Origin of the sequence: Weizmannia sp. FSL W8-0401 (assembly GCF_038009125.1) — a bacterium.
GTDB classification, from domain to species: Bacteria; Bacillota; Bacilli; order Bacillales; family Bacillaceae_C; genus Weizmannia; species Weizmannia coagulans.
In genome coordinates this window covers 2,542,929-2,561,263 of record NZ_JBBPAG010000001.1, presented here as the reverse complement: position 1 = coordinate 2,561,263, position 18,335 = coordinate 2,542,929, and the positions used below count along the sequence as shown (strand labels likewise).

Sequence of the window (18,335 nt, the reverse complement as noted above, 5' to 3'; positions counted from 1 at the left end):
AATTTGGTCAGATACAAGCCAAATTCCGATTATCAAAATATAAAATAGTGTTGTGTAAAAATTTCAAAAAAAGAACCCTGAGCTTGCGCTCCAGATTCAGTATGAGGAATTGAAGGGCTACTACTGTTTCGCTGGTCTCCTGAAGGCGTGCTCGAATAAGGCCCAGCCCATACTTGCGCTTGCCTTCGCCAAATTTGCCTTCAACGGCATTACGTTCAGAGGCATCCTGCCTTGCGACGCGTTCCAAGGTTTTGTCTTCCGTTCTGGATGGGCGTCCTAACCTTGGCCCACTCAGACGAATGCCAAGAGATTTGCAGTATGCCAGATTATTACGGTTTCGGTAAATTTTATCTGCCAAGATCGCTTCCGGATAAAATCCGAACCGGTTGTAGTAGTTTTCAACAGATTCCTTGAGAGTGGTCCCTTCATTGTAATTTTCCCAGTCGAGGTGCTCAATCAAGGCATAACCATCTACGACACTGATGGCGACTTTTGAACCGAACTCCACGTTCGCTTTTGCCTTGCCGCGCACAATTGGACGGACATGTGGCTGGGAAATGCTTACAATCCGGTGGTCAACCCGGTGTGTTTTCTTTTTGTACATTTCTGCCTGTTGGCGGTAAAGTTCATGAATCACGAGAAGTTGCCTGTATTCATCTTTGCTTAAAAGAGACAGAGAGCTTTGGGAAACAAGATTTTTAATGATCTCCAGATCTCGTTTCACATATCCGAGCTGTTTGCCTACAGCTTTCCGGATTTTCCGGGCGCCAGCTTTACGTTGCTTAGCGACAGAAAGATAGTCCTTGCGGGCTCTTTTTCTGTAGGTCCGTGGCTTACGTAATTTCCCTTTGTGTGGTTCATGCAGGACATCAATGATATGTTCCAATTTCTCACGGGCTTCGTTCAACAACCCGAGGTCTGTAGGGTAAGCAATATCAGCCGGTGCACAGGTTGCGTCCAAAATGAGCTTTCCTCTGTTCTTCGTTTTGGGAGAAGCCGATTCAGTTGAATGCTTTTCTGAATCGGAACCGGAAGGCTGAAGATCGCCACGATCATGATCATGATCATGATCATGATCATTACGATCTTCATCATCATGATCTTCATCGTCGTGATCCTGATCATCATTGTTGTCGTTTTCCTTAGATGCTTCTTCCAATTGGCGTTTTTGTTCTTCCAGAACGATCCATTCATTCAGTTCGTTGATGATATTTGCGCCCAAACGTTTTCTAAAACGAGTCATCAGAGAATGGTCGAATGGGGCTTTTTCCTGGAATTCAGGCAAGCCGATAAAATACTGAAGATACGGGTTTTCTGTGATCTGTTCGACTGTTTCCCGGTCAGACAGCCCAAGCCGTTCTTTGATATAAAGAGCCCCAAGAGCGATTCTGACAGAATAAGCCTTTTCGCCTTTGAATTTCTTCTTGAAGGACTTGGCATACTTTTCTTCGGCCATCCACCAAGGAATCATTTCAGCAAGACGGACCCAGCGATTTTCTTTATTTAATTTCCCACCGAATGGTAGAAAAAAATCATCTACAAAAGTTAATTGATGTTCGGTCTTTTTGTACATCGTAACAGCCTCCAAGTGCAAGGTTTTTTACGTGTTTCCTTTGAAATCCTTACACTTTATATTCGACAAAAGTAGCCAAAATCCTTGTCAAATCTGGAATTTTTGCTTATTCAGCAAGCCCTATTTACACTTGTCCTGTATTTCATCCAAATGCCAAGCAAGAAGGTCTCACCTGCCCGCTAGCGAATCACGCGGAATGTTGTAATGGGGCAGCACAAGGAAGAGTATTTAGGATGGACTTTGATCAAACGCCTCAAGTAGATGTCGAGTTGCCGCAACATGGTCGCACATTTGAAGTGTTATATAGTGCCAGGACGATCATCGAAAGAATCTTTGGCATTCTAAAAGACGGATACAGTCTCCGTCGTGTTCACAAGCGTGGGAAGCAGGCAGTTGAAGCTCATGTAGATCGATGCATGATATCTATGCATATCATGGCAAATATGGCGTACCATCAGACAGGAAAGGCCAATTGTGGATGGACACGCAATCGGCTGCAAAGAGCAAATTAAGTTATTCACAGGTGGATATGTGAATAAGTAAAATGAGCGTTTCCTTTCCACAAAGGGTAGTGAAAAAAACCCATTTTGTGAAGGCGGGATACGTATGCCCTTTTTTTGAAGGAAAATGACCGTTTTACTTCTATTGAATTGAAAATCTGGATGAAAAGGCAAAAAAATCGGGATAATTAATTTTCCAGAGCCTCGCTCAAGTGTATATTTTTATTTTGGCAGAGGCTCTGAACTAAGATACAGCGTGTTTTTCCGTTGAGTAACATTCATTCATTACTTACGTCCGTTACAAAGACATATTCGTGCTCGTCGAGTCCAAACACGGTATGCAGGGATCGAATAACTTCATGGAGCCTTCTCCCTTCGATTACGCACGAAATTTTAATTTCAGACGTGCTGACCGTGTAAATGCTAACGCCGGTTTCGGCAATGGTATGAAACATCGTCGCTGCAAGACCAGGGGAACTGACATTTCCCGCCCCGACGATAGATACTTTCACCAAATCGGAGTGGGTTTCCAAGTTTTTGAAACCAACATCTGCCTGGATGTGATAAAGCACACTTTTTGCCTTCTCCAGATCGGCGAGGCTAACGGTAAAGGACAGGTCAGCCTTGCCATTCCTTATTCCGCCTTGAACGATAAGATCGACATCAATGTCGTCATTCGCAAGCGAATTAAAAACCGCAGCGAGTCGGCTTGGGTTTGTAGGCATATCCAATAAGCTTACATGCGCAATAGGCTTGTCGAACGCGATGCCACGAACCACGATTCCTTGTTCCATATCCGTTTCCTCCTTTACTTGCGTACCTTCATGGTTCGTAAAGCTGGATCGAACGACCAACTTCACTTTATTTTGTTTGGCACATTCCACCGCACGGGGGTGAAGAACCGCCGCTCCGAGATGAGCCATTTCCAACATTTCGTCGTAAGAGATTTCCTTCAGTTTTCTGGCCTGCTTGACGATGCGCGGATCGGTTGAATAAACACCGTCCACATCCGTGTATATTTCGCACAAATCTGCCCGGATCGCTGCTGCAAGCGCGACAGCCGTCGTGTCGGAGCCCCCGCGTCCAAGCGTCGTAATCTCGCCATTCTCTGTCACTCCTTGGAAACCGGCTATAATGACAATGCGCCCCTGATTTAGCGCATTCATTATTCGATCTGCCTGAATGTCGATAATCCGTGCCTTCCCGTGGTTGGCTTCTGTACGAATGCCGGCTTGCCAGCCGGTTAAAGAGACCGCTTGTTCGCCCAGGGCGTGCAGCGCCATCGACAACAGGGCAACCGAAACTTGTTCTCCTGTACTGAGCAGCATGTCCATTTCACGCGCTGAAGGGGTTGCCTCCGCGATTTCTTTGGACAACTCGATCAAATCGTCCGTCGTATCTCCCATTGCGGAGACCACCACGACGCACTGATGGCCTTCCTGCCTTCGGTCCGCTATCCGACGCGCAACGCGCTTTATCCGTTTGGCGTCGCCTACGGAACTGCCGCCATATTTCATCACCAATAATGACAACATTATCTCTCCCGATTATGAATTCGAATACTGTTCCACTTAATTGACGGACAGGCCTTGGAATAAAACGTCTCTTCAAACCTAATCATGCATATACTTGTGCTCGATATCGCAATCCAGATGAATCAGCTCCATTTTTTCCTCGGTGCCGATGCAAATGTCGGATTGAATGGAAGTGACGCGGCAACCGACAATTGCAGCCACTTTAGGTTTCGACAGCGCTTGCAATCGGTCGCGATCCATTTCGACTATCGTCTGATGAATGCTTCTGCCGCGTATGGTATGGACAGAGATGGAATGCTCAATTGTTGGAGTTCCTTTGGCAATGATCACGATATGGTTTTTAATGACTCTTACTTCCACCTCCTGCGGATGTTCACCGATCATTGCAAGTAGGCCTCTTTCAGTTGATTTACAAGCTCCTGCACCATGCATTTCTCCTTTCCGTTACGAGATCAGAATGAGACGTAAGATTCGGCATGTTCCATGATATATTGTTGTTTTATCGGAAAATCACCGTGATGTGGCAAAAGAAAAGGGGTCTCGAGAGTGGATGACAAGTCCATCAACGCCGATTCGGCCAACTCTTTTCGAATCCTTCCCCAATTCTCTTCTTTACCCTGTAGCAATTGAAAGGCTTGGGCAATGTTAAGACCTTTCAGATTCATATATACGGATGCCCATCCGACGAGGTCGAACGGTTTTTTCGTATTAGGCAATCGGTATTCTCCCCAACCGCTAAACCCGTTGCCGGATAGTTTCAGATATCCGCACACGCTACCTTTTTCGTTTTCGAAAAATAAACGCCGGGTCAACTCTTGATCGAAGCGAAATACTTCGATGGAACGGATTCTCTCCTCATACCGAAAACCGGGCGATTCAAGACCCGGCAGTGGATCCGCTTCTTGCACGTGTAACATGCTTGCCACTCTCCCTAAATGTTTTTTTGGGTATGACAAAAAGCCCGAAGAGCAGAGAAACGAAGCTCTCGGGCAGTCTGTTGTCAGTCCATCAGACAAACGCAGCTCGGATACGGTTCTCTCTCAATGCGCTTACGAGGTTAGCTGTCGGGTTAGGGCTTGAGAGTACCCTTTCCAAGTGCCAAGCAGACAAGGAATTCACCCCGTGAAACCATTTAATGGCTTCTGTTGGTTCCCCCGTTTCCCCTTAGGGAATTCAGCGATTCAAATGAATTTGAAGTTGTTGATAGAGATCATACGCTTTTTGCAAGACAATGTAAAAGCCGAATCCAACGCCTATTTTTGATTTTTAGCCTTTTCTCGTGCGCGAAAACGGATGCATCGGACAAAAACTTACGGAGACGGCAATATTTCTACACGAAGGTCCCGTTCTTACGTTTTTGAACGGAGGATGGACGTAGCCGAGGTAAGCGACTCTGTTACTCCCTGGACAGGAAGCGATAGCCGATCCCCGGCTCCGTCAGAATGAACTTGGGCCGAGTCGAGTCTTCCTCGAGTTTTTTGCGTAGATGTCCGATGTACACCCGCAAATAATGGCTGTCGGTCTCATTGTGGTGGCTGCCCCATACTTGTTGGAGCAGCTGACGCTTCGTGACTACTTTCCCGGCGTTGGAGGCGAGAATTTTCAACAGATCGTATTCTGTTGGGGTCAACTTGATCCGTTCTCCCTTCAACTCCACGCTTCGCTGTGCCAGGTCGATGGTCAGCTCGCCGATCTGGAGGATGGGCTCATTCGACGATTTGGCTACGTGCCGCAGCGCAACACGTATTCGAGCGACGAGCTCTCCCATCCCGAACGGCTTGGTTACATAATCATCGGCGCCGCTGTCGAGCGCGACGATTTTATCTTCCTCCCTGTCTTTTGCCGTCAGCACAATGATCGGCGAATTTGACCATTCCCGGATGCGGCCGAGCACTTCCATGCCGGATATGCCCGGCAACCCGAGATCAAGTATGATCAAGTCCGGCAACATCAAGGATGCCTGTTGGAGGCCCTCCTCTCCTGTCGAGGCTTCGTAGATGGCATATTGATGGGCTTGCAGGGTTACCTTCAGAAGCTTTCGAATTTGGGGTTCATCATCGATGATCAAAATGCGAGCCCCATGTTCATTCATGGTCATGATTCGTGGTTCCCCTTTCTTCAGCTGCTGCAAGCAAGTCGTCTTGCTTGTTTAAGGGAAGGGTTATCGTTACAATGGTCCCTCGCGGTTCCTTCGGCTGCGCCGATATCGTTCCTTCATGAAGCTCGACGATTCCTTTGCATATGGCAAGTCCCAATCCCGTACCGGTTATTTGCTTCGCAGCGGTTGAACGGTAAAACTTTTCGAATATCCGATCGTATTCGTCCTCGTTCAGTCCAATCCCCGTATCGGAGACCGAGATGACAACGCCTGCTTCCCCGGTTTTCACTGACAGGACGATTTCACTATAATCCGGACTGTATTTGATCGCATTGCTCACGACATTGACCAACATTTGCTCTAGCAATACTTCGTCACCCAGGACCATAATGGGCCCGTCATCCGGCAACTCGGTGCGCAGCTTTCGATGTTGTTGAAAGTCTTTGACCTGAGATAACGTGACGCCGATCAAGTCCTCCACATCGCACCAGTTTTTCCTGAGGCGCAGCATCCCGCTCTCCAGCTGCACCATGCTGAGCAGATTCGTCACTAGGCGATTCATACGAAGGGCGTCGTCACGAATCGTGACAAGAAGCTCCATTCGATCCTCTGCAGAGAAAATATGCCCGCCCTCGATCAGACCGGTTGCCGAGCCGATGATGGTTGCCAAAGGGGTGCGTAGTTCATGGGAGACCGAATCCAAAATTGCAGTACGAAGGCGTTCCGACTCTGCTGTTAGATGAGCAATTCGGGCTTCCTCCGCCAGCCTGAGGCGAGCGATTGCGCTGGCCGCCAAGCCTCCGAGAGCCTCGAAGAGCCGCTTTTGCTCGGCTGTGATCCCGGTTCGCGCTTCATTCGGATAGAGCGCGATGATACCATATGTGCGGTCTTCGGTCCGAAGCGGAATAAAATAACCCGGAGATTCGTTCAAACGCGAAATTTCCATTCCGGCCGTCTCGACGTGCTCAAACACTCGCTTTGCGATAGACATTTCCGTATTCTCTTGCCTGCAGTCAGGAAGATCGGCAGACTCATGGGCAAGTTTCAGGGTATTCTGGTCATCCGCCAAATAGATCGCGATTTCTGTGTCAAGGGTCTGCGAAACTTGTCGGGAAAAATTGTCCAGCATGGAATGGATGTCCGCGATCGCGCTCATCTGCTTGCTAAGCGCGTACAACGCAGCTGTGTGAGCTTCCCTTTGCTTGGAAAAGAGGACCTGCTGCTTCAGCTTGGCCGCTAGGCTGGCCGTTAATGCTGCCACCGCCAAATAGACGCCAAATGAAACCAGATAGCGCAAGTCTGATACGGTAAAGCTCAGTACAGGAGGCACGAAGAAGAAATCAAAGGCTAAGACACCCAGGATCGCCGCGTAGAAAGCAGGACGCAGTCCCCCGAAGACGGCATTGAAAAGAACCGGGAGTAAATAGATAAGAGCAATATTGACCAAGTCAAAAGCAAGACCAAACGGTTTTAATACCATGGTCATGAGAGCGATCAGCAAAGTCGTGCTTACGTACGATCGCAACGAAATCCATACCGCATTCCATTTATGCATAGAAAAACACATCCTTCTCTTTTTTGTGTCTCTCCTCTCTAGGTTACTGTAAAAAAAGAGTAAAATAAACCGGTACTGGGCGTAAAAATTTCGTAAAAATGATTGAAAAACCTCAAAATAATGAATAAAATAAGTCCATGAATTGAATTGCTTTTCATTTACAGTTGCTTAATTGTGACTCAGGAACAAGAGGGAACCAACTACGGATCAGTGCTTGTGTGAGAGCAAGTCAACCGGATCCGTAAGGGATGAATTCCCCCGCTTATACGAAACTTAAGCAGGGGCAGGGCGACTCTAACCGCCCGAATCCATAAGCAAAACTCGTAAATGCGGAAGCAGCTCTTTTCAAAAGTGTGGCCCTTGTAGAGAGAGGATGATGAAGCTTGTGATCGTAAGTTTCGACCACAGTGCTTATGCCTCTGTGGTGTTTCGTGAACATGATAATCATCGTTTCAATCGCTGAATTCTTCAATTAACACGAAGGAGCGGGGGAACCAATCGAAGCCGGTCTTGTCGGCTTCATGGGGTGAATCGCCGGTAAATCCGGCGTAGGGCGACTCTTACGCCCGAATCCGACAGCTAACCTCGTAAGCGTCTTTAAGAGAGGCAACAATTGTCGTGATTAGACACGGTGTTTTTTCGTGCCTAAGAAGCTGACGAAGAGTTCCTCTTCCGAAAGCTTCTTTTTTGTTACCTGTACCAGGATGGAGGAGATTGGCTATGGAAGCTCAAGATGAGTTTGTACTCGTCTCTGCGCCCAACAAAACCGGGGAGCAGTTTATTAAAGCGTTGCGAATCAAAGAAATACCTTATGCAGCGATTACCAATAATGAAACAGAGAAGTCGAGATTGACACATTTGGGCGTCAAGCACATCTTAATGGTCGATACTGTAGACCGGGAAACCTGGCTCATTCCAGAGTTACCGGTAGGGAAGGTGTACTTGTTTGAGTCAAGTTTGCCCTTGATTTGCCGATACATTCAGATCTGCCGATCCTGGACAGGCAAGCCGATCTATATCATCACCGGCAGCAACAATGCAAGACTCATTTACAAAGGACTTGGCGCTAGCTATGTCATTTACACCCGCAGCGATGATGTTTCGTTTCTGCTTGATAACGAAAGCTGAATCCATATCAGGCAAACGTACCGGTTACATGCTTGAAGGGAGGGATGATCATTCATGATGGATATCGCAATGATTTTAACACTAGGTGGCGTATATGGATTGTTTTGCTTATTTTTAGCTTGGTGCGGACGAGTTGTAGGTGAATCGGGGGGAGAACGCTCATGATAATAGTTGCTGTTTTTACGGTTTTGATTTTTTTATATCTCGTTTTTGCTTTGGTGAATCCCGAAAAATTTTAATATGATCTGTATATGTTTGAGGAGGGCATGAAATGGCCATTTTGCAACTGGTAGCGGTCATTGTGATTTTAGTTTTTTTGGTCAAACCTTTGGGGGCATACATCTTTCATGTATTTTCCAATGAACCCAACCGGACCGACAAAATATTCGGACCGATTGAAAGGTTGATCTACGGACTGACCGGTTTGAAAAACCGCGCTGAAATGAGCTGGAAACGATACACGCTCAGCTTGATATTGACCAACGTTATTTTGGTGGCGGTCAGTTATTTGATTTTACGCATCCAGAAATGGCTGCCGATCAACCCGAACGGCATCGATAACATGGAGTCAACGCTTTCTTTCAATACGGTCATCAGCTTCATGACGAATACGAACTTGCAGCACTATAGCGGCGAAACGGGTCTGTCCTATTTTTCGCAAATGGCTGTTATTATGATGATGATGTTTACATCAGCGGCATCCGGCATCGTCGTAGCGATCGCGTTCATTCGCGGTTTGACAAGCAAAGGGAAAACGCTCGGCAACTTCTTCACCGATTTTGTCAAAGCGCACACCCGTTTGCTTATCCCGATGGCGATCATCGTGACATTGGCACTAGTTGCGTTGAAAGTGCCGCAAACGCTTAGTCCGACCGTTCAAGCGACTACGCTTGAAGGCGGGACGCAGCAAATCGCGATCGGTCCGGTAGCTTCCCTCGAATCGATCAAGCACTTGGGAACGAACGGGGGGGGATTTATGGGCGCCAATTCATCGCACCCGTTTGAGAATCCGAATCCGCTAACCAATGTTATCGAGATATTGTCCATGTGGTGCATTCCGGCCGCGCTGACGTATACGTTCGGCAGATTCGCGCGAAATCAAAAACAGGGCTGGGTGATCTTCAGCGCGATGCTCATCTTGTTTGTCTCCTTCCTGTCCATCGTTTATACATCGGAACTGCGAGGGAACCCAGCGCTGAATGCGCTCGGAATCGACGCTTCGCAAGGCAACATGGAGGGCAAGGAAGTTCGGTTCGGTATAGCGCAGTCGGCTTTGTTTACAACGGTTACGACTGCGGCTACAACAGGTTCGGTCAATAACATGCACGATACGTTGACGCCGCTGGGCGGTCTCGTCCCGCTGGCGCAAATGATGCTGAACTGTGTGTTTGGTGGCGACGGCGTCGGTTTGGTCAACATGCTTATGTACGCAATATTGGGTGTCTTCCTTTGCGGATTGATGGTCGGCCGCACGCCGGAATTTATGGGGCGCAAAATTGAAGCTCGAGAAATGAAACTGGTTGCCATCGCGATTCTCGCTCACCCGCTTATTATTCTTGCGCCTACGGCCATTGCCTTTTTGACGGACTTGGGGAAAGGGGCCATCAGCAATCCCGGCTTCCACGGCATATCGCAGGTGCTTTATGAGTATACGTCTTCCGCCGCGAACAACGGTTCCGGCTTCGAAGGTTTGGCTGACAACACAACGTTCTGGAACGTTTCTACGGGACTTGTCATGCTGTTCGGACGGTACGTTTCCATTGTGGCATTGCTCGGCGTAGCCGGTTCTCTGGCGGCGAAACAATGGGTTCCGGAAACGATCGGAACGTTCCGCACGGACACCAAATTGTTTACGGGTATTCTCGTCGGTATCGTACTGATTATCGGAGCTTTGACCTTTTTGCCCGCCCTTGCTCTCGGTCCGATCGCAGAACATTTGACGCTCCTGAAATAGAAGAGGTGAGATCATGAATACGAAACGAAGAAGCATGTTGTCCGGAGAGATTGTCAAAAAGGCGATCTTGGACAGCTTTATCAAATTAAATCCGGTTGTCATGATGAAAAATCCGGTCATGTTTGTCGTCGAAGCAGGAACGTTCGTCGTGTTGTTAATGACGTTGTTTCCGGGCTACTTCGGTACCGAAGGACGAGTTGGATTTAATCTGGCGGTTTTTCTAATTTTGCTATTTACCGTGCTGTTCGCCAACTTCGCCGAGGCATTGGCTGAGGGCAGAGGAAAAGCGCAGGCCGACACTCTCAAGAAGACGAAAAAAGAAATCATGGCCAATAAAGTGACCGGCAACAGCGTGAAGGTGGTTCCGTCCACGGAACTGCGCAAAGGCGATGTTGTAATTGTCTCGCAAGGGGAGATGATTCCGGGTGACGGGGAGGTCATTGATGGGCTCGCTTCCGTGGACGAGTCAGCCATTACCGGCGAATCCGCTCCTGTCATCAAAGAAGCAGGCGGCGATTTCAGTTCGGTAACCGGCGGCACGCGGGTCGTTAGCGACCGGATAACCGTACGGATTACAAGCGACCCTGGCGAATCGTTCATCGATCGGATGATCGCATTGGTCGAAGGCGCAAAGAGACAAAAAACGCCAAACGAAATCGCGCTGAATACCCTGCTTGTCAGCCTGACCCTGATTTTCCTGATCGTTGTGGTGACATTGGCGCCGATGGCCGATTATCTTGGAATCAAATTGGAGATTCCCGTTCTGATTTCGCTGCTGGTATGTCTCATTCCAACAACGATCGGCGGTTTATTATCCGCAATCGGTATTGCCGGGATGGACCGAGTAACCCGTTTCAATGTACTGGCCATGTCAGGGAAAGCGGTGGAAGCGGCAGGCGACATCGATACGATGATTTTGGACAAAACAGGTACAATCACGTTTGGGAACCGGATGGCCAGCGAGTTCATCGCGGTTGGGGATACGACCGTAGAGACGGTAGCCGAATGGGCAGCCGTCAGTTCAGTGAAGGATGAAACACCCGAAGGCCGATCCGTACTCGAACTCATGAAAAAAGAAGGGTATACGTATCCAACGAATGCGGCTGAAGGTGCGGAATTCATAGAATTTAAAGCGGAAACTCGCATGAGCGGTATCGATTTGCCGAATGGACGAAAAGTTCGCAAAGGCGCGGTTGACGCAGTCAAGGCTTGGGTCAGTGCACAAGGAGGGGTTATTCCCACCGATTTGGAACAAAAAGGGAACGCGATCGCATCGGAGGGCGGAACGCCGCTCGCCGTTGCCGTCGACAATCGAATTTACGGACTCATTTATTTGAAGGATACGGTGAAGCCCGGCATGCGGGAGCGTTTCGATCAGTTGCGAAAGATGGGAATCAAAACGATCATGTGTACAGGAGACAACCCGTTGACAGCAGCGACAATCGCACGAGAGGCCGGGGTGGATGACTTTATCGCCGAGAGCAAGCCGGAAGACAAAATTGCCGTGATCAAGCGGGAACAGGCGGCCGGTAAGCTGGTAGCCATGACCGGAGATGGAACGAACGATGCCCCGGCACTCGCGCAGGCGGATGTAGGACTTGCGATGAACAGCGGCACGACGGCAGCCAAGGAAGCGGCCAACATGGTCGATCTTGACTCCGATCCGTCGAAGATCATTGAAGTCGTAGCGATCGGCAAGCAACTGCTAATGACGCGCGGCGCTCTGACCACCTTCAGCGTGGCGAACGACATCGCCAAATATTTTGCCATTATCCCGGCCATGTTCATGCAGGCGATTCCGGAAATGAACGTATTGAATGTAATGGGACTCGGATCACCAATGTCGGCCATTTTGTCGGCGCTTGTGTTTAATGCGATCATTATCCCGTTGCTTATTCCGTTGGCCATAAAGGGCGTTGCCTACAAACCGATGAGTTCCGCCCAATTGCTCAGCCGGAACCTGCTTATTTATGGATTGGGCGGTGTCATCGCGCCGTTCGTCGGGATTAAATTGATCGACATGGTCGTTCACTTATGGGTGTAGTTAAAACGGAATACAGAGAGGATTGAAATGGAATGAATCATTCAGAGCAGCATGTTCAGGGACTTTCCCGCGGATCTTACTTGTTTTCCATGATTCGGCTCAGTTTGTTGTTCATATTGCTATGCGGAATTGTGTATCCGCTCGTTTGCACCGGCATCGCGCAACTTTTGATGTCAGATCAGGCTAACGGCAGTTTGATCAAAAGCAGCAGCGGAGAAATCATCGGTTCCGAATTAATCGGGCAAAACTTTACCGATCCAAAATATTTTCAAGGCCGGGTCTCCAGCATTGAATACAAAGCGGAAGCCTCCGGTTCCAACAATTACGGGCCATCGAACCCGGACTTGCTGAAAAGGACGGAAGAATCCGTTAAAGCGTGGAAGGCAAACAATCCGGACGTTCCTGTTAGCCAATTGCCGATTGCCTTAATCACGAACTCCGGTTCAGGGCTGGATCCCGATATTACGCCAGAATCCGCCTACGTGCAAATTCCGCGTATCAGCAAGTTGACCGGTTTGTCTTCGAGCGAGCTCAAGAAACTGGTACAAGAACATACCGAAGGACGGGATTTGGGGATTTTCGGGGAACCAAGAGTCAATGTGTTGAAATTGAACATCGCGCTGCGCGAACTTATGAAATAGTTAAATATCATCTGCGAGCCCTGCCTATGGCCAAATAGGCGGGGTTATCGCATTTTAGTAAAGAGCTTGCGCAAGGGGGGAACAAGAGTGGGAAGTTTTCGCAGGAAGACGCCGGAAGAAATCCTGTACTCCATTTCCAAGCTACACCGTGGTCGGCTCAAAATCTATATCGGCGCGGTCAGCGGTTCGGGTAAAACGTACCACATGCTTCAGGAAGGTCAGCATTTGAAGCAGCAGGGAATCGATGTCGTCATTTGTGCGGTTTCGACAAGACAGCGGCCGGAAACGGTGGAGCAACTCGGAGACTTGGAACGTGTACCCAGCATTCACTGGATCAAGGATGGAATGGAGCGTAAGGACTTGAACCTCGAGGCGCTGGTCAAACGCAATCCGGAAGTGGTATTAGTTGACGGGCTTGCCCATCGCAATCGGGAAGGAGCACAGTTTCCGACACGTCTGGATGACATCCAATTTTTGCTGAATCATGGCATCAGCGTAATCACAACCGTCAACGTGTACGAACTCGACGGCGCGACGGAACTGGCGAGAAAATGGACCGGTGTCGTGGTGGAGGAAACCGTCCCGGCAAACACATTGGAGATGGCGGATGAAGTCCAATTGATCGACGTATCGCCGGAAACGATACTGAAACGGCTGGAGGAGGGGCATGTCAACGGTGACTCCTCGCCCATGTTGTTTGAGCGAAGCAACATCGGAAAATTACGGGAGCTGGCTTTGCGGCTAGTGGCGGAAGATGTGAACGATTCCCACGAAAAATACCGCATGGAGCAAGGTTTAACCGGGCCTTCCGGAGTAGCGGAACGCATTCTCGTCTCGGCGCAATACCATTGGAACGGATCCATTCATGTCCGCCGCGGCCAACAAATTGCCAAACGCTTGGGTGGAGATTTGATGATCGTCACATTTGTCCATCCGAAAAAAATGCTGTCTCGCGAAGAAACTGCATTTAAGCGTTCCCTCTTGAAATTGGCCGATAAAATAGGAGCTAAATTCGAAGAACTCACCTTGGCAAGTAGACGGAAGCTTCCCGGCATGTTGGCTCGTTACGCAACCTTGCATCAGGTAACGAGAATTGTACTCGGCCATTCCAAGCTAAATCGCTGGCAGGAGCTGTGGCGGGGATCGATTACAAACGGCATCCTTAAAAAATCGAGACATACGGATATCTACTTCGTTGCGGATCGTGCTGAAAACGAAGGAGAGCGGATACTGCCGACCAAAATGCTGACGGAAGGTCGGTCGGATGATCGCTACCGCAGGCTAAGCGATCAGGAAGTGGAGCGAAAAATAGGGGAAATCCGGAGAGGACGATTCAAGGTGCTCATCGGCGCCGCCCCCGGGGTCGGGAAAACGTATGCGATGCTTCGCGAGGGGAACGATTTGCAGAAGAAAGGCATTGACGTCGTCATCGGACTTCTCGAAACGCATGGACGAAAAGAAACGTTAGCGCAAGTCGGTTCGCTGCAAACGATCCCGCGGGCGAAGTTGGAGTATCGTGGAGCGAATCTGGAAGAACTGGACGTCCAGTCCATCATTCGCCGCAATCCGGAAGTCGTACTCGTGGATGAACTGGCACATACGAACGTGCCCGGCAGTAAAAACAAAAAAAGATTCGAAGATATTATAGACATTTTGAACGCAGGCATTTCCGTTATTTCGACGATGAACGTACAGCATTTGGAAAGTTTGAACGATGCGGTTGAACAGATTACCGGCGTGCGAGTTCGGGAAACCCTCCCCGACCACGTGTTGCGCATGGCCGATGAAGTCGAGCTCATTGATGTCGATCCAAAAACGCTGCAGCAACGAATGCGGGAAGGAAAAATCTATGCGCTAGATAAAGTGGATCAGGCCTTGAATCATTTCTTCCGAACGGGCAATTTGATTGCTTTGCGTGAATTGGCGCTACGGGAAATCGCTGACGATGTGGACGAACGATTGGAAGCCTGGGAAAGAAACGATTCGCTTCGCGGACCTTGGAGAAAGCAGGAGACGGTCTTCGTCGGGGTAACATTAAGCACCAATGCTGAGCGCTTAATCAGGCGGGGGTTTCGAATTGCTTATCGTTTGAAGGCTGACTGGGTTGTAACGTATGTTCACGATCATGCTGAGGTTGCTGATGAGTTGAAAAAACGCATCAAAGTGCTGGAAGACTTGACAGCGCGGTTGGGCGGTAAGTTTATGATGCTGTTTGCCCGGAGCCGAAGGCAGATTCCATACCTTTTGCTGAATAAAGCCAACGATATCCAAAGTACGCAGATGATTGTCGGGCAATCGAAGCGGACCTTGTGGGAAAAAATATGGAAACGATCCGTAATCAGGCCGATTCTGCGTTATGGACGCCATATGGATGTGTTGGTGATTGCGGATATTGAGGCTTGCTATTATCAAGATGAAGGGTAACATAGCTTATCGTCTCATGAAAAATAATTACGTTTTAGCAGATAGTTAATGGAAAAAAGTTAATAGATGTGGATTTAAGTCAATATTTTGGACACCAATAAGTGAAATTTAATTTTGATCTCATGCCATATTTTTCATGACATCGCTGGTCGCTTGACATGGAGCCTCTGCGGGCGTGGTGTTATGCGAAGGGCGAAAGGGGCAATGATTTCTTTCGCATGGCAAACAAGCCTGCCACACCCGCCACTCCATGTAAAGCGGATGCTTGTAAAATTGTGAAGAGCACTACGCTGCCCCTTTGATACTGTCTTCTGTTTCTTGTGGCGTCATATAGCCCAAGCAGCTATGAATCCGTTTCCGATTGTACCAGCCTTCTATAAATTCGAATAAGGCTCTTCTGGCAGCTTGAAAGTTCAAATAGTTGACTCTGTAGATCTCTTCCTTTTTCAGAATTGCATGGAAAGACTCAATGCAGGCGTTATCGTATGGGCAACCTTTTTTACTGAAGGAGTGTTTGAACTGCTTCTTTTCCATGTATTCTGCAAATTTCTCGCTTGTATACTGGGATCCCAAATCAGAATGCAAGATCAATCCCGGACCTGGACGTTGTGCCTGATAAGCGTTTTCTACTGCCTTTAAAGCCAGTTCAGTCGTCATGTGGCGGTCAAAAGCGTAACCGACAATCTTTCTGGAATGTAAATCCATTACGGAAGCCAGGTAGCACCAACCGTCTCTCAAAGTATGAATGTACGTAATATCCGTAACCCATTTCTCGTTGATGGTTGTCGTTGAGAAGTCCTGGTTCAGCAGGTTATCGTGTTCTTCCATCTTGCCCTTATTGGAATGGGGACGGTACTTTTTTCTGATAATGGAATAAATGCCTGCAGCCTTCATCAAACGCTGAACCCGTTTCAGGCTGACTTTGAGCCCTTCTTTTTCAAGCATATGGCGGATCTTCGGCGCTCCGTACCTCTGCTTGCTTTCCGTATGGATTTTTCGTATTCTGTCTGTCAACTCCCGGTTTTCCCGTTTTGTTTTTGACTCTTTTTTTTGTTTGGATTGATAGTAGGTACTTCTCGGCACGCCAAGGACCGTACACATGGTTTTAAGGTCATAATGGTGTTTGGCTCTTATCTCGTCAATCATGGATATAACAGTGGTTTGATCTACTTCTTTGCGAATATGGCCATAGCTTTTTTTAAGATTTCGTTTTCCTCTTTCAGCCGGTGCAATTCTTTTTGCAGGTTCAGAAATTCTTCCGGGGTAAAAGAGCTCCCGTCATCCAGCTTAACCGGTTTTTGTTTTCTGATCCATTTGTAGATTGTCGTTTCAGACAGGCCATATTCGCTGCAGATCTGTTTTACTGGTGTTCCAGTTTGATAAAGCTCAACCACCATTTCTTTAAATTCAGCATGATAACTTTTACGTTTTTCGCTTGTGTTACCCATATCAGGACACATCCCTTCGTTAATATTATATTTCACTAAAGGGTGTCCATGAAACTATACTAGCATCAGATGTTAACGAAAAGGAGTTGGGAATGTTGCCACTTTGGAAAGTGAATGGAACTTCGCTATATTATGAAGTTTGTGGTCAAGGAACATCCCTCGTCTTTATTCATAGTCTTGGACTAACACATGAAATGTTTGAAATTCAAAAAAATTATTTTAAACAATCGTATCAAACTGTGTTCCTTGATCTGAGAGGAAACGGACAGTCTGGAAATTTGAAAGTTCCGGTTGGAAGAGTTATAGAAACCCAGTGTGAGGATCTAAGTCTCCTCCTGGGGTATTTGGGAATTAAAAAAGCTGTAATTGTTGGCGTTTCCTATGGTGGAATCATTGCTCAGAAATTCTCGAATTTGTATCCAAACCAAGTAAGCGCAATCGTGATTTCAGACTGCTTGAGTATAAATGTCAGGACAACTATGCTTGGCAAATTCGTCTCCATGATCGATCTCATCAGTTCGCTCTCGTATTATTTGCCAGGTGAATTCTTTTTACGCTCGATGAAGATCACTTATTATAAGTGGGACTTGGCTTATCGTGCAATTCGAAAAGGAATGCTGCAAAAAAGATCTGGAGAATGGTATAAACAGCGTCTGGCGGTCAGGGGGATTGATTTCACCCCGTTCTTGCCGCAAATTAAAGTGCCCGCGCTTTGTATTGCGGGGGACCATTCCTATCCAGTTATCAGGCAAATGAATGAAACTGCAATATTATATTTCACTAAAGGGTGTCCATGAAACTATACTAGCATCAATGTTGCGGCAAGGAAAAAGAAATGCCATTATCTGAACGTGTATATAAATGTTCTTGCGGCTTTGTATTAGATCGCGATCACAATTCAGCAATCAATATCAAAAATGAAGGTATACGCTTATTAGCGTTATCATAAGTAACAAAACTTTTGGAACAAGAGGGTTAGCTCGGTCAATTTTCTGTCATTAGACGGGATTACCCGAGAAGCCCCCACTTCAATCAGACCGTAAGGTTGATAAGTGGAGGGTAGTTCACACTATGCAGGGGCGGAAAAAGCGGCTTTCTCCATTGCCTGTATGCTTGTTTCGTGGATCTGGTTCACAGGATTGGCGATTGCGGGAAGAGGGATTGGGAGATTAGGCCAGTCAGGGAGATTTTTACGCTTCATAAACAAAGTTTCTGCAGTCATCATGTGGGGGATGGCGGTTTATATTGTTCAATCATTGGTTTAAGGCGGCGTTGCTGTAAAACGGCATGGTTTTTTCCATCCCCAGGTGTGGCTTTCACGATCGCCCGCTTTGATTTGACAACATTCAAAATAATATCCCGTTTGATAAAAACGACCGAGCCATGTTATAAGTGTAAAAGAGGTTAAAATTTTTTTGTGTTGGACGTTTGGCCC

Annotated in this window: 16 protein-coding genes, 1 pseudogene and 2 riboswitches; of the genes and pseudogenes, 10 read left to right on the top strand and 7 right to left on the bottom strand. The window is 47.8% G+C overall.

Translation table 11 applies throughout. The annotated features are described in order from the left end of the window. Window positions 1-7 precede the first annotated feature (7 nt). The gene (locus NSU00_RS12595) at window positions 8-1,573 is read right to left on the bottom strand and encodes an IS5 family transposase (RefSeq protein WP_340703748.1); all 1,566 of its coding nucleotides are present in this window, start codon (window positions 1,571-1,573) and stop codon (window positions 8-10) included. Between the two features lie 233 nt (window positions 1,574-1,806). Between NSU00_RS12595 and NSU00_RS12590 the strand changes: the two genes are divergently transcribed. Beyond that, entirely contained in the window at window positions 1,807-2,085 is a 279-nt protein-coding gene (locus NSU00_RS12590; RefSeq protein WP_041819479.1) for a transposase, read from the top strand. A 266-nt stretch (window positions 2,086-2,351) separates the two neighbouring features. Here NSU00_RS12590 and NSU00_RS12585 read toward each other — a convergent pair whose 3' ends face one another. From NSU00_RS12585 to NSU00_RS12565, 5 genes are all read right to left on the bottom strand, one after another. Then, window positions 2,352-3,605 carry an aspartate kinase gene (locus NSU00_RS12585; RefSeq protein ID WP_227277956.1) on the bottom strand — a complete coding sequence of 418 codons (1,254 nt, stop codon included), beginning with the start codon at window positions 3,603-3,605 and terminating at the stop codon, window positions 2,352-2,354. An 81-nt stretch (window positions 3,606-3,686) separates the two neighbouring features. Then, a complete protein-coding gene (locus tag NSU00_RS12580) occupies window positions 3,687-3,992 on the bottom strand; it encodes a Na-translocating system protein MpsC family protein (protein WP_340703747.1) in 306 nt (101 codons plus the stop codon). 68 nt (window positions 3,993-4,060) lie between these two features. Then, window positions 4,061-4,525, bottom strand: a complete 465-nt coding sequence (locus NSU00_RS12575) for a hypothetical protein (RefSeq protein WP_061575815.1) — start codon at window positions 4,523-4,525, stop codon at window positions 4,061-4,063. A gap of 113 nt (window positions 4,526-4,638) precedes the next feature. Continuing rightward, window positions 4,639-4,797, bottom strand: a riboswitch (cyclic di-AMP (ydaO/yuaA leader). A gap of 207 nt (window positions 4,798-5,004) precedes the next feature. Then, entirely contained in the window at window positions 5,005-5,706 is a 702-nt protein-coding gene (locus NSU00_RS12570; protein WP_328192570.1) for a response regulator, read from the bottom strand. Next, window positions 5,693-7,261: an ATP-binding protein gene (locus NSU00_RS12565; protein ID WP_017551733.1), complete on the bottom strand. Its 1,569-nt coding sequence runs from the start codon at window positions 7,259-7,261 to the stop codon at window positions 5,693-5,695. The genes NSU00_RS12570 and NSU00_RS12565 overlap by 14 nt, the downstream gene beginning before the upstream one ends. 447 nt (window positions 7,262-7,708) lie before the next feature. Further along, a riboswitch (cyclic di-AMP (ydaO/yuaA leader) is annotated at window positions 7,709-7,870 on the top strand. A gap of 111 nt (window positions 7,871-7,981) precedes the next feature. Here NSU00_RS12565 and NSU00_RS12560 point away from each other — a divergent pair. The 6 genes from NSU00_RS12560 (at window position 7,982) to NSU00_RS12540 (ending at window position 15,452) form a co-directional block, all read left to right on the top strand. Further along, window positions 7,982-8,389: a hypothetical protein gene (locus NSU00_RS12560; RefSeq protein WP_161655352.1), complete on the top strand. Its 408-nt coding sequence runs from the start codon at window positions 7,982-7,984 to the stop codon at window positions 8,387-8,389. A 161-nt stretch (window positions 8,390-8,550) separates the two neighbouring features. After that, the gene (locus NSU00_RS16085) at window positions 8,551-8,628 is read left to right on the top strand and encodes a potassium-transporting ATPase subunit F (protein WP_080612102.1); all 78 of its coding nucleotides are present in this window, start codon (window positions 8,551-8,553) and stop codon (window positions 8,626-8,628) included. A gap of 32 nt (window positions 8,629-8,660) precedes the next feature. Next, complete coding sequence (kdpA, locus tag NSU00_RS12555) at window positions 8,661-10,343, top strand: potassium-transporting ATPase subunit KdpA (protein WP_340703746.1); 1,683 nt, start codon at window positions 8,661-8,663, stop codon at window positions 10,341-10,343. A gap of 13 nt (window positions 10,344-10,356) precedes the next feature. Then, the gene (kdpB, locus tag NSU00_RS12550) at window positions 10,357-12,387 is read left to right on the top strand and encodes a potassium-transporting ATPase subunit KdpB (RefSeq protein WP_328192571.1); all 2,031 of its coding nucleotides are present in this window, start codon (window positions 10,357-10,359) and stop codon (window positions 12,385-12,387) included. Between the two features lie 32 nt (window positions 12,388-12,419). After that, window positions 12,420-13,028 (top strand): potassium-transporting ATPase subunit KdpC, encoded by a 609-nt coding sequence (gene kdpC / locus NSU00_RS12545; protein WP_328192572.1) that lies wholly within the window; start codon window positions 12,420-12,422, stop codon window positions 13,026-13,028. Window positions 13,029-13,115: 87 nt separating this feature from the next. Further along, complete coding sequence (locus tag NSU00_RS12540) at window positions 13,116-15,452, top strand: histidine kinase (RefSeq protein WP_340702915.1); 2,337 nt, start codon at window positions 13,116-13,118, stop codon at window positions 15,450-15,452. A gap of 285 nt (window positions 15,453-15,737) precedes the next feature. Here the strand turns inward: NSU00_RS12540 and NSU00_RS12535 are convergent. Next, window positions 15,738-16,900 (bottom strand): IS3 family transposase gene (locus tag NSU00_RS12535; protein ID WP_371862244.1). Its coding sequence is split into 2 segments (ribosomal slippage): window positions 15,738-16,657 and window positions 16,657-16,900, totalling 1,164 coding nucleotides; the frame shifts between segments, so codons are not numbered across the junction. Between the two features lie 92 nt (window positions 16,901-16,992). On the opposite strand from NSU00_RS12535, the gene NSU00_RS12530 reads away from it, so the two are divergent. The 3 genes and pseudogenes from NSU00_RS12530 to NSU00_RS12520 all read left to right on the top strand — a co-directional run bounded on the left by NSU00_RS12530 (window position 16,993) and on the right by NSU00_RS12520 (window position 18,165). Further along, window positions 16,993-17,697 (top strand): alpha/beta fold hydrolase, encoded by a 705-nt coding sequence (locus tag NSU00_RS12530; RefSeq protein ID WP_340703745.1) that lies wholly within the window; start codon window positions 16,993-16,995, stop codon window positions 17,695-17,697. 17 nt (window positions 17,698-17,714) lie between these two features. Then, window positions 17,715-17,849, top strand: a pseudogene (locus tag NSU00_RS12525) (zinc ribbon domain-containing protein); the annotation flags it as partial. 103 nt (window positions 17,850-17,952) lie between these two features. Then, entirely contained in the window at window positions 17,953-18,165 is a 213-nt protein-coding gene (locus NSU00_RS12520) for a LysE family transporter (RefSeq protein ID WP_328192496.1), read from the top strand. The last annotated feature ends 170 nt before the right edge of the window (window positions 18,166-18,335 follow it).

What these genes read in the sequence shown, in the direction of transcription:
- kdpC (WP_328192572.1), top strand. Translation starts at nt 12,420, where the DNA reads ATGAATCATTCAGAGCAGCATGTTCAGGGACTTTCCCGCGGATCTTAC.
- NSU00_RS12590 (WP_041819479.1), top strand. Translation starts at nt 1,807, where the DNA reads ATGGACTTTGATCAAACGCCTCAAGTAGATGTCGAGTTGCCGCAACAT.
- NSU00_RS16085 (WP_080612102.1), top strand. Translation starts at nt 8,551, where the DNA reads ATGATAATAGTTGCTGTTTTTACGGTTTTGATTTTTTTATATCTCGTT.
- NSU00_RS12580 (WP_340703747.1), bottom strand. Translation starts at nt 3,992, where the DNA reads ATGATCGGTGAACATCCGCAGGAGGTGGAAGTAAGAGTCATTAAAAAC.
- NSU00_RS12565 (WP_017551733.1), bottom strand. Translation starts at nt 7,261, where the DNA reads ATGCATAAATGGAATGCGGTATGGATTTCGTTGCGATCGTACGTAAGC.
- NSU00_RS12560 (WP_161655352.1), top strand. Translation starts at nt 7,982, where the DNA reads ATGGAAGCTCAAGATGAGTTTGTACTCGTCTCTGCGCCCAACAAAACC.
- kdpA (WP_340703746.1), top strand. Translation starts at nt 8,661, where the DNA reads ATGGCCATTTTGCAACTGGTAGCGGTCATTGTGATTTTAGTTTTTTTG.
- NSU00_RS12575 (WP_061575815.1), bottom strand. Translation starts at nt 4,525, where the DNA reads ATGTTACACGTGCAAGAAGCGGATCCACTGCCGGGTCTTGAATCGCCC.
- kdpB (WP_328192571.1), top strand. Translation starts at nt 10,357, where the DNA reads ATGAATACGAAACGAAGAAGCATGTTGTCCGGAGAGATTGTCAAAAAG.
- NSU00_RS12570 (WP_328192570.1), bottom strand. Translation starts at nt 5,706, where the DNA reads ATGACCATGAATGAACATGGGGCTCGCATTTTGATCATCGATGATGAA.
- NSU00_RS12595 (WP_340703748.1), bottom strand. Translation starts at nt 1,573, where the DNA reads ATGTACAAAAAGACCGAACATCAATTAACTTTTGTAGATGATTTTTTT.
- NSU00_RS12530 (WP_340703745.1), top strand. Translation starts at nt 16,993, where the DNA reads ATGTTGCCACTTTGGAAAGTGAATGGAACTTCGCTATATTATGAAGTT.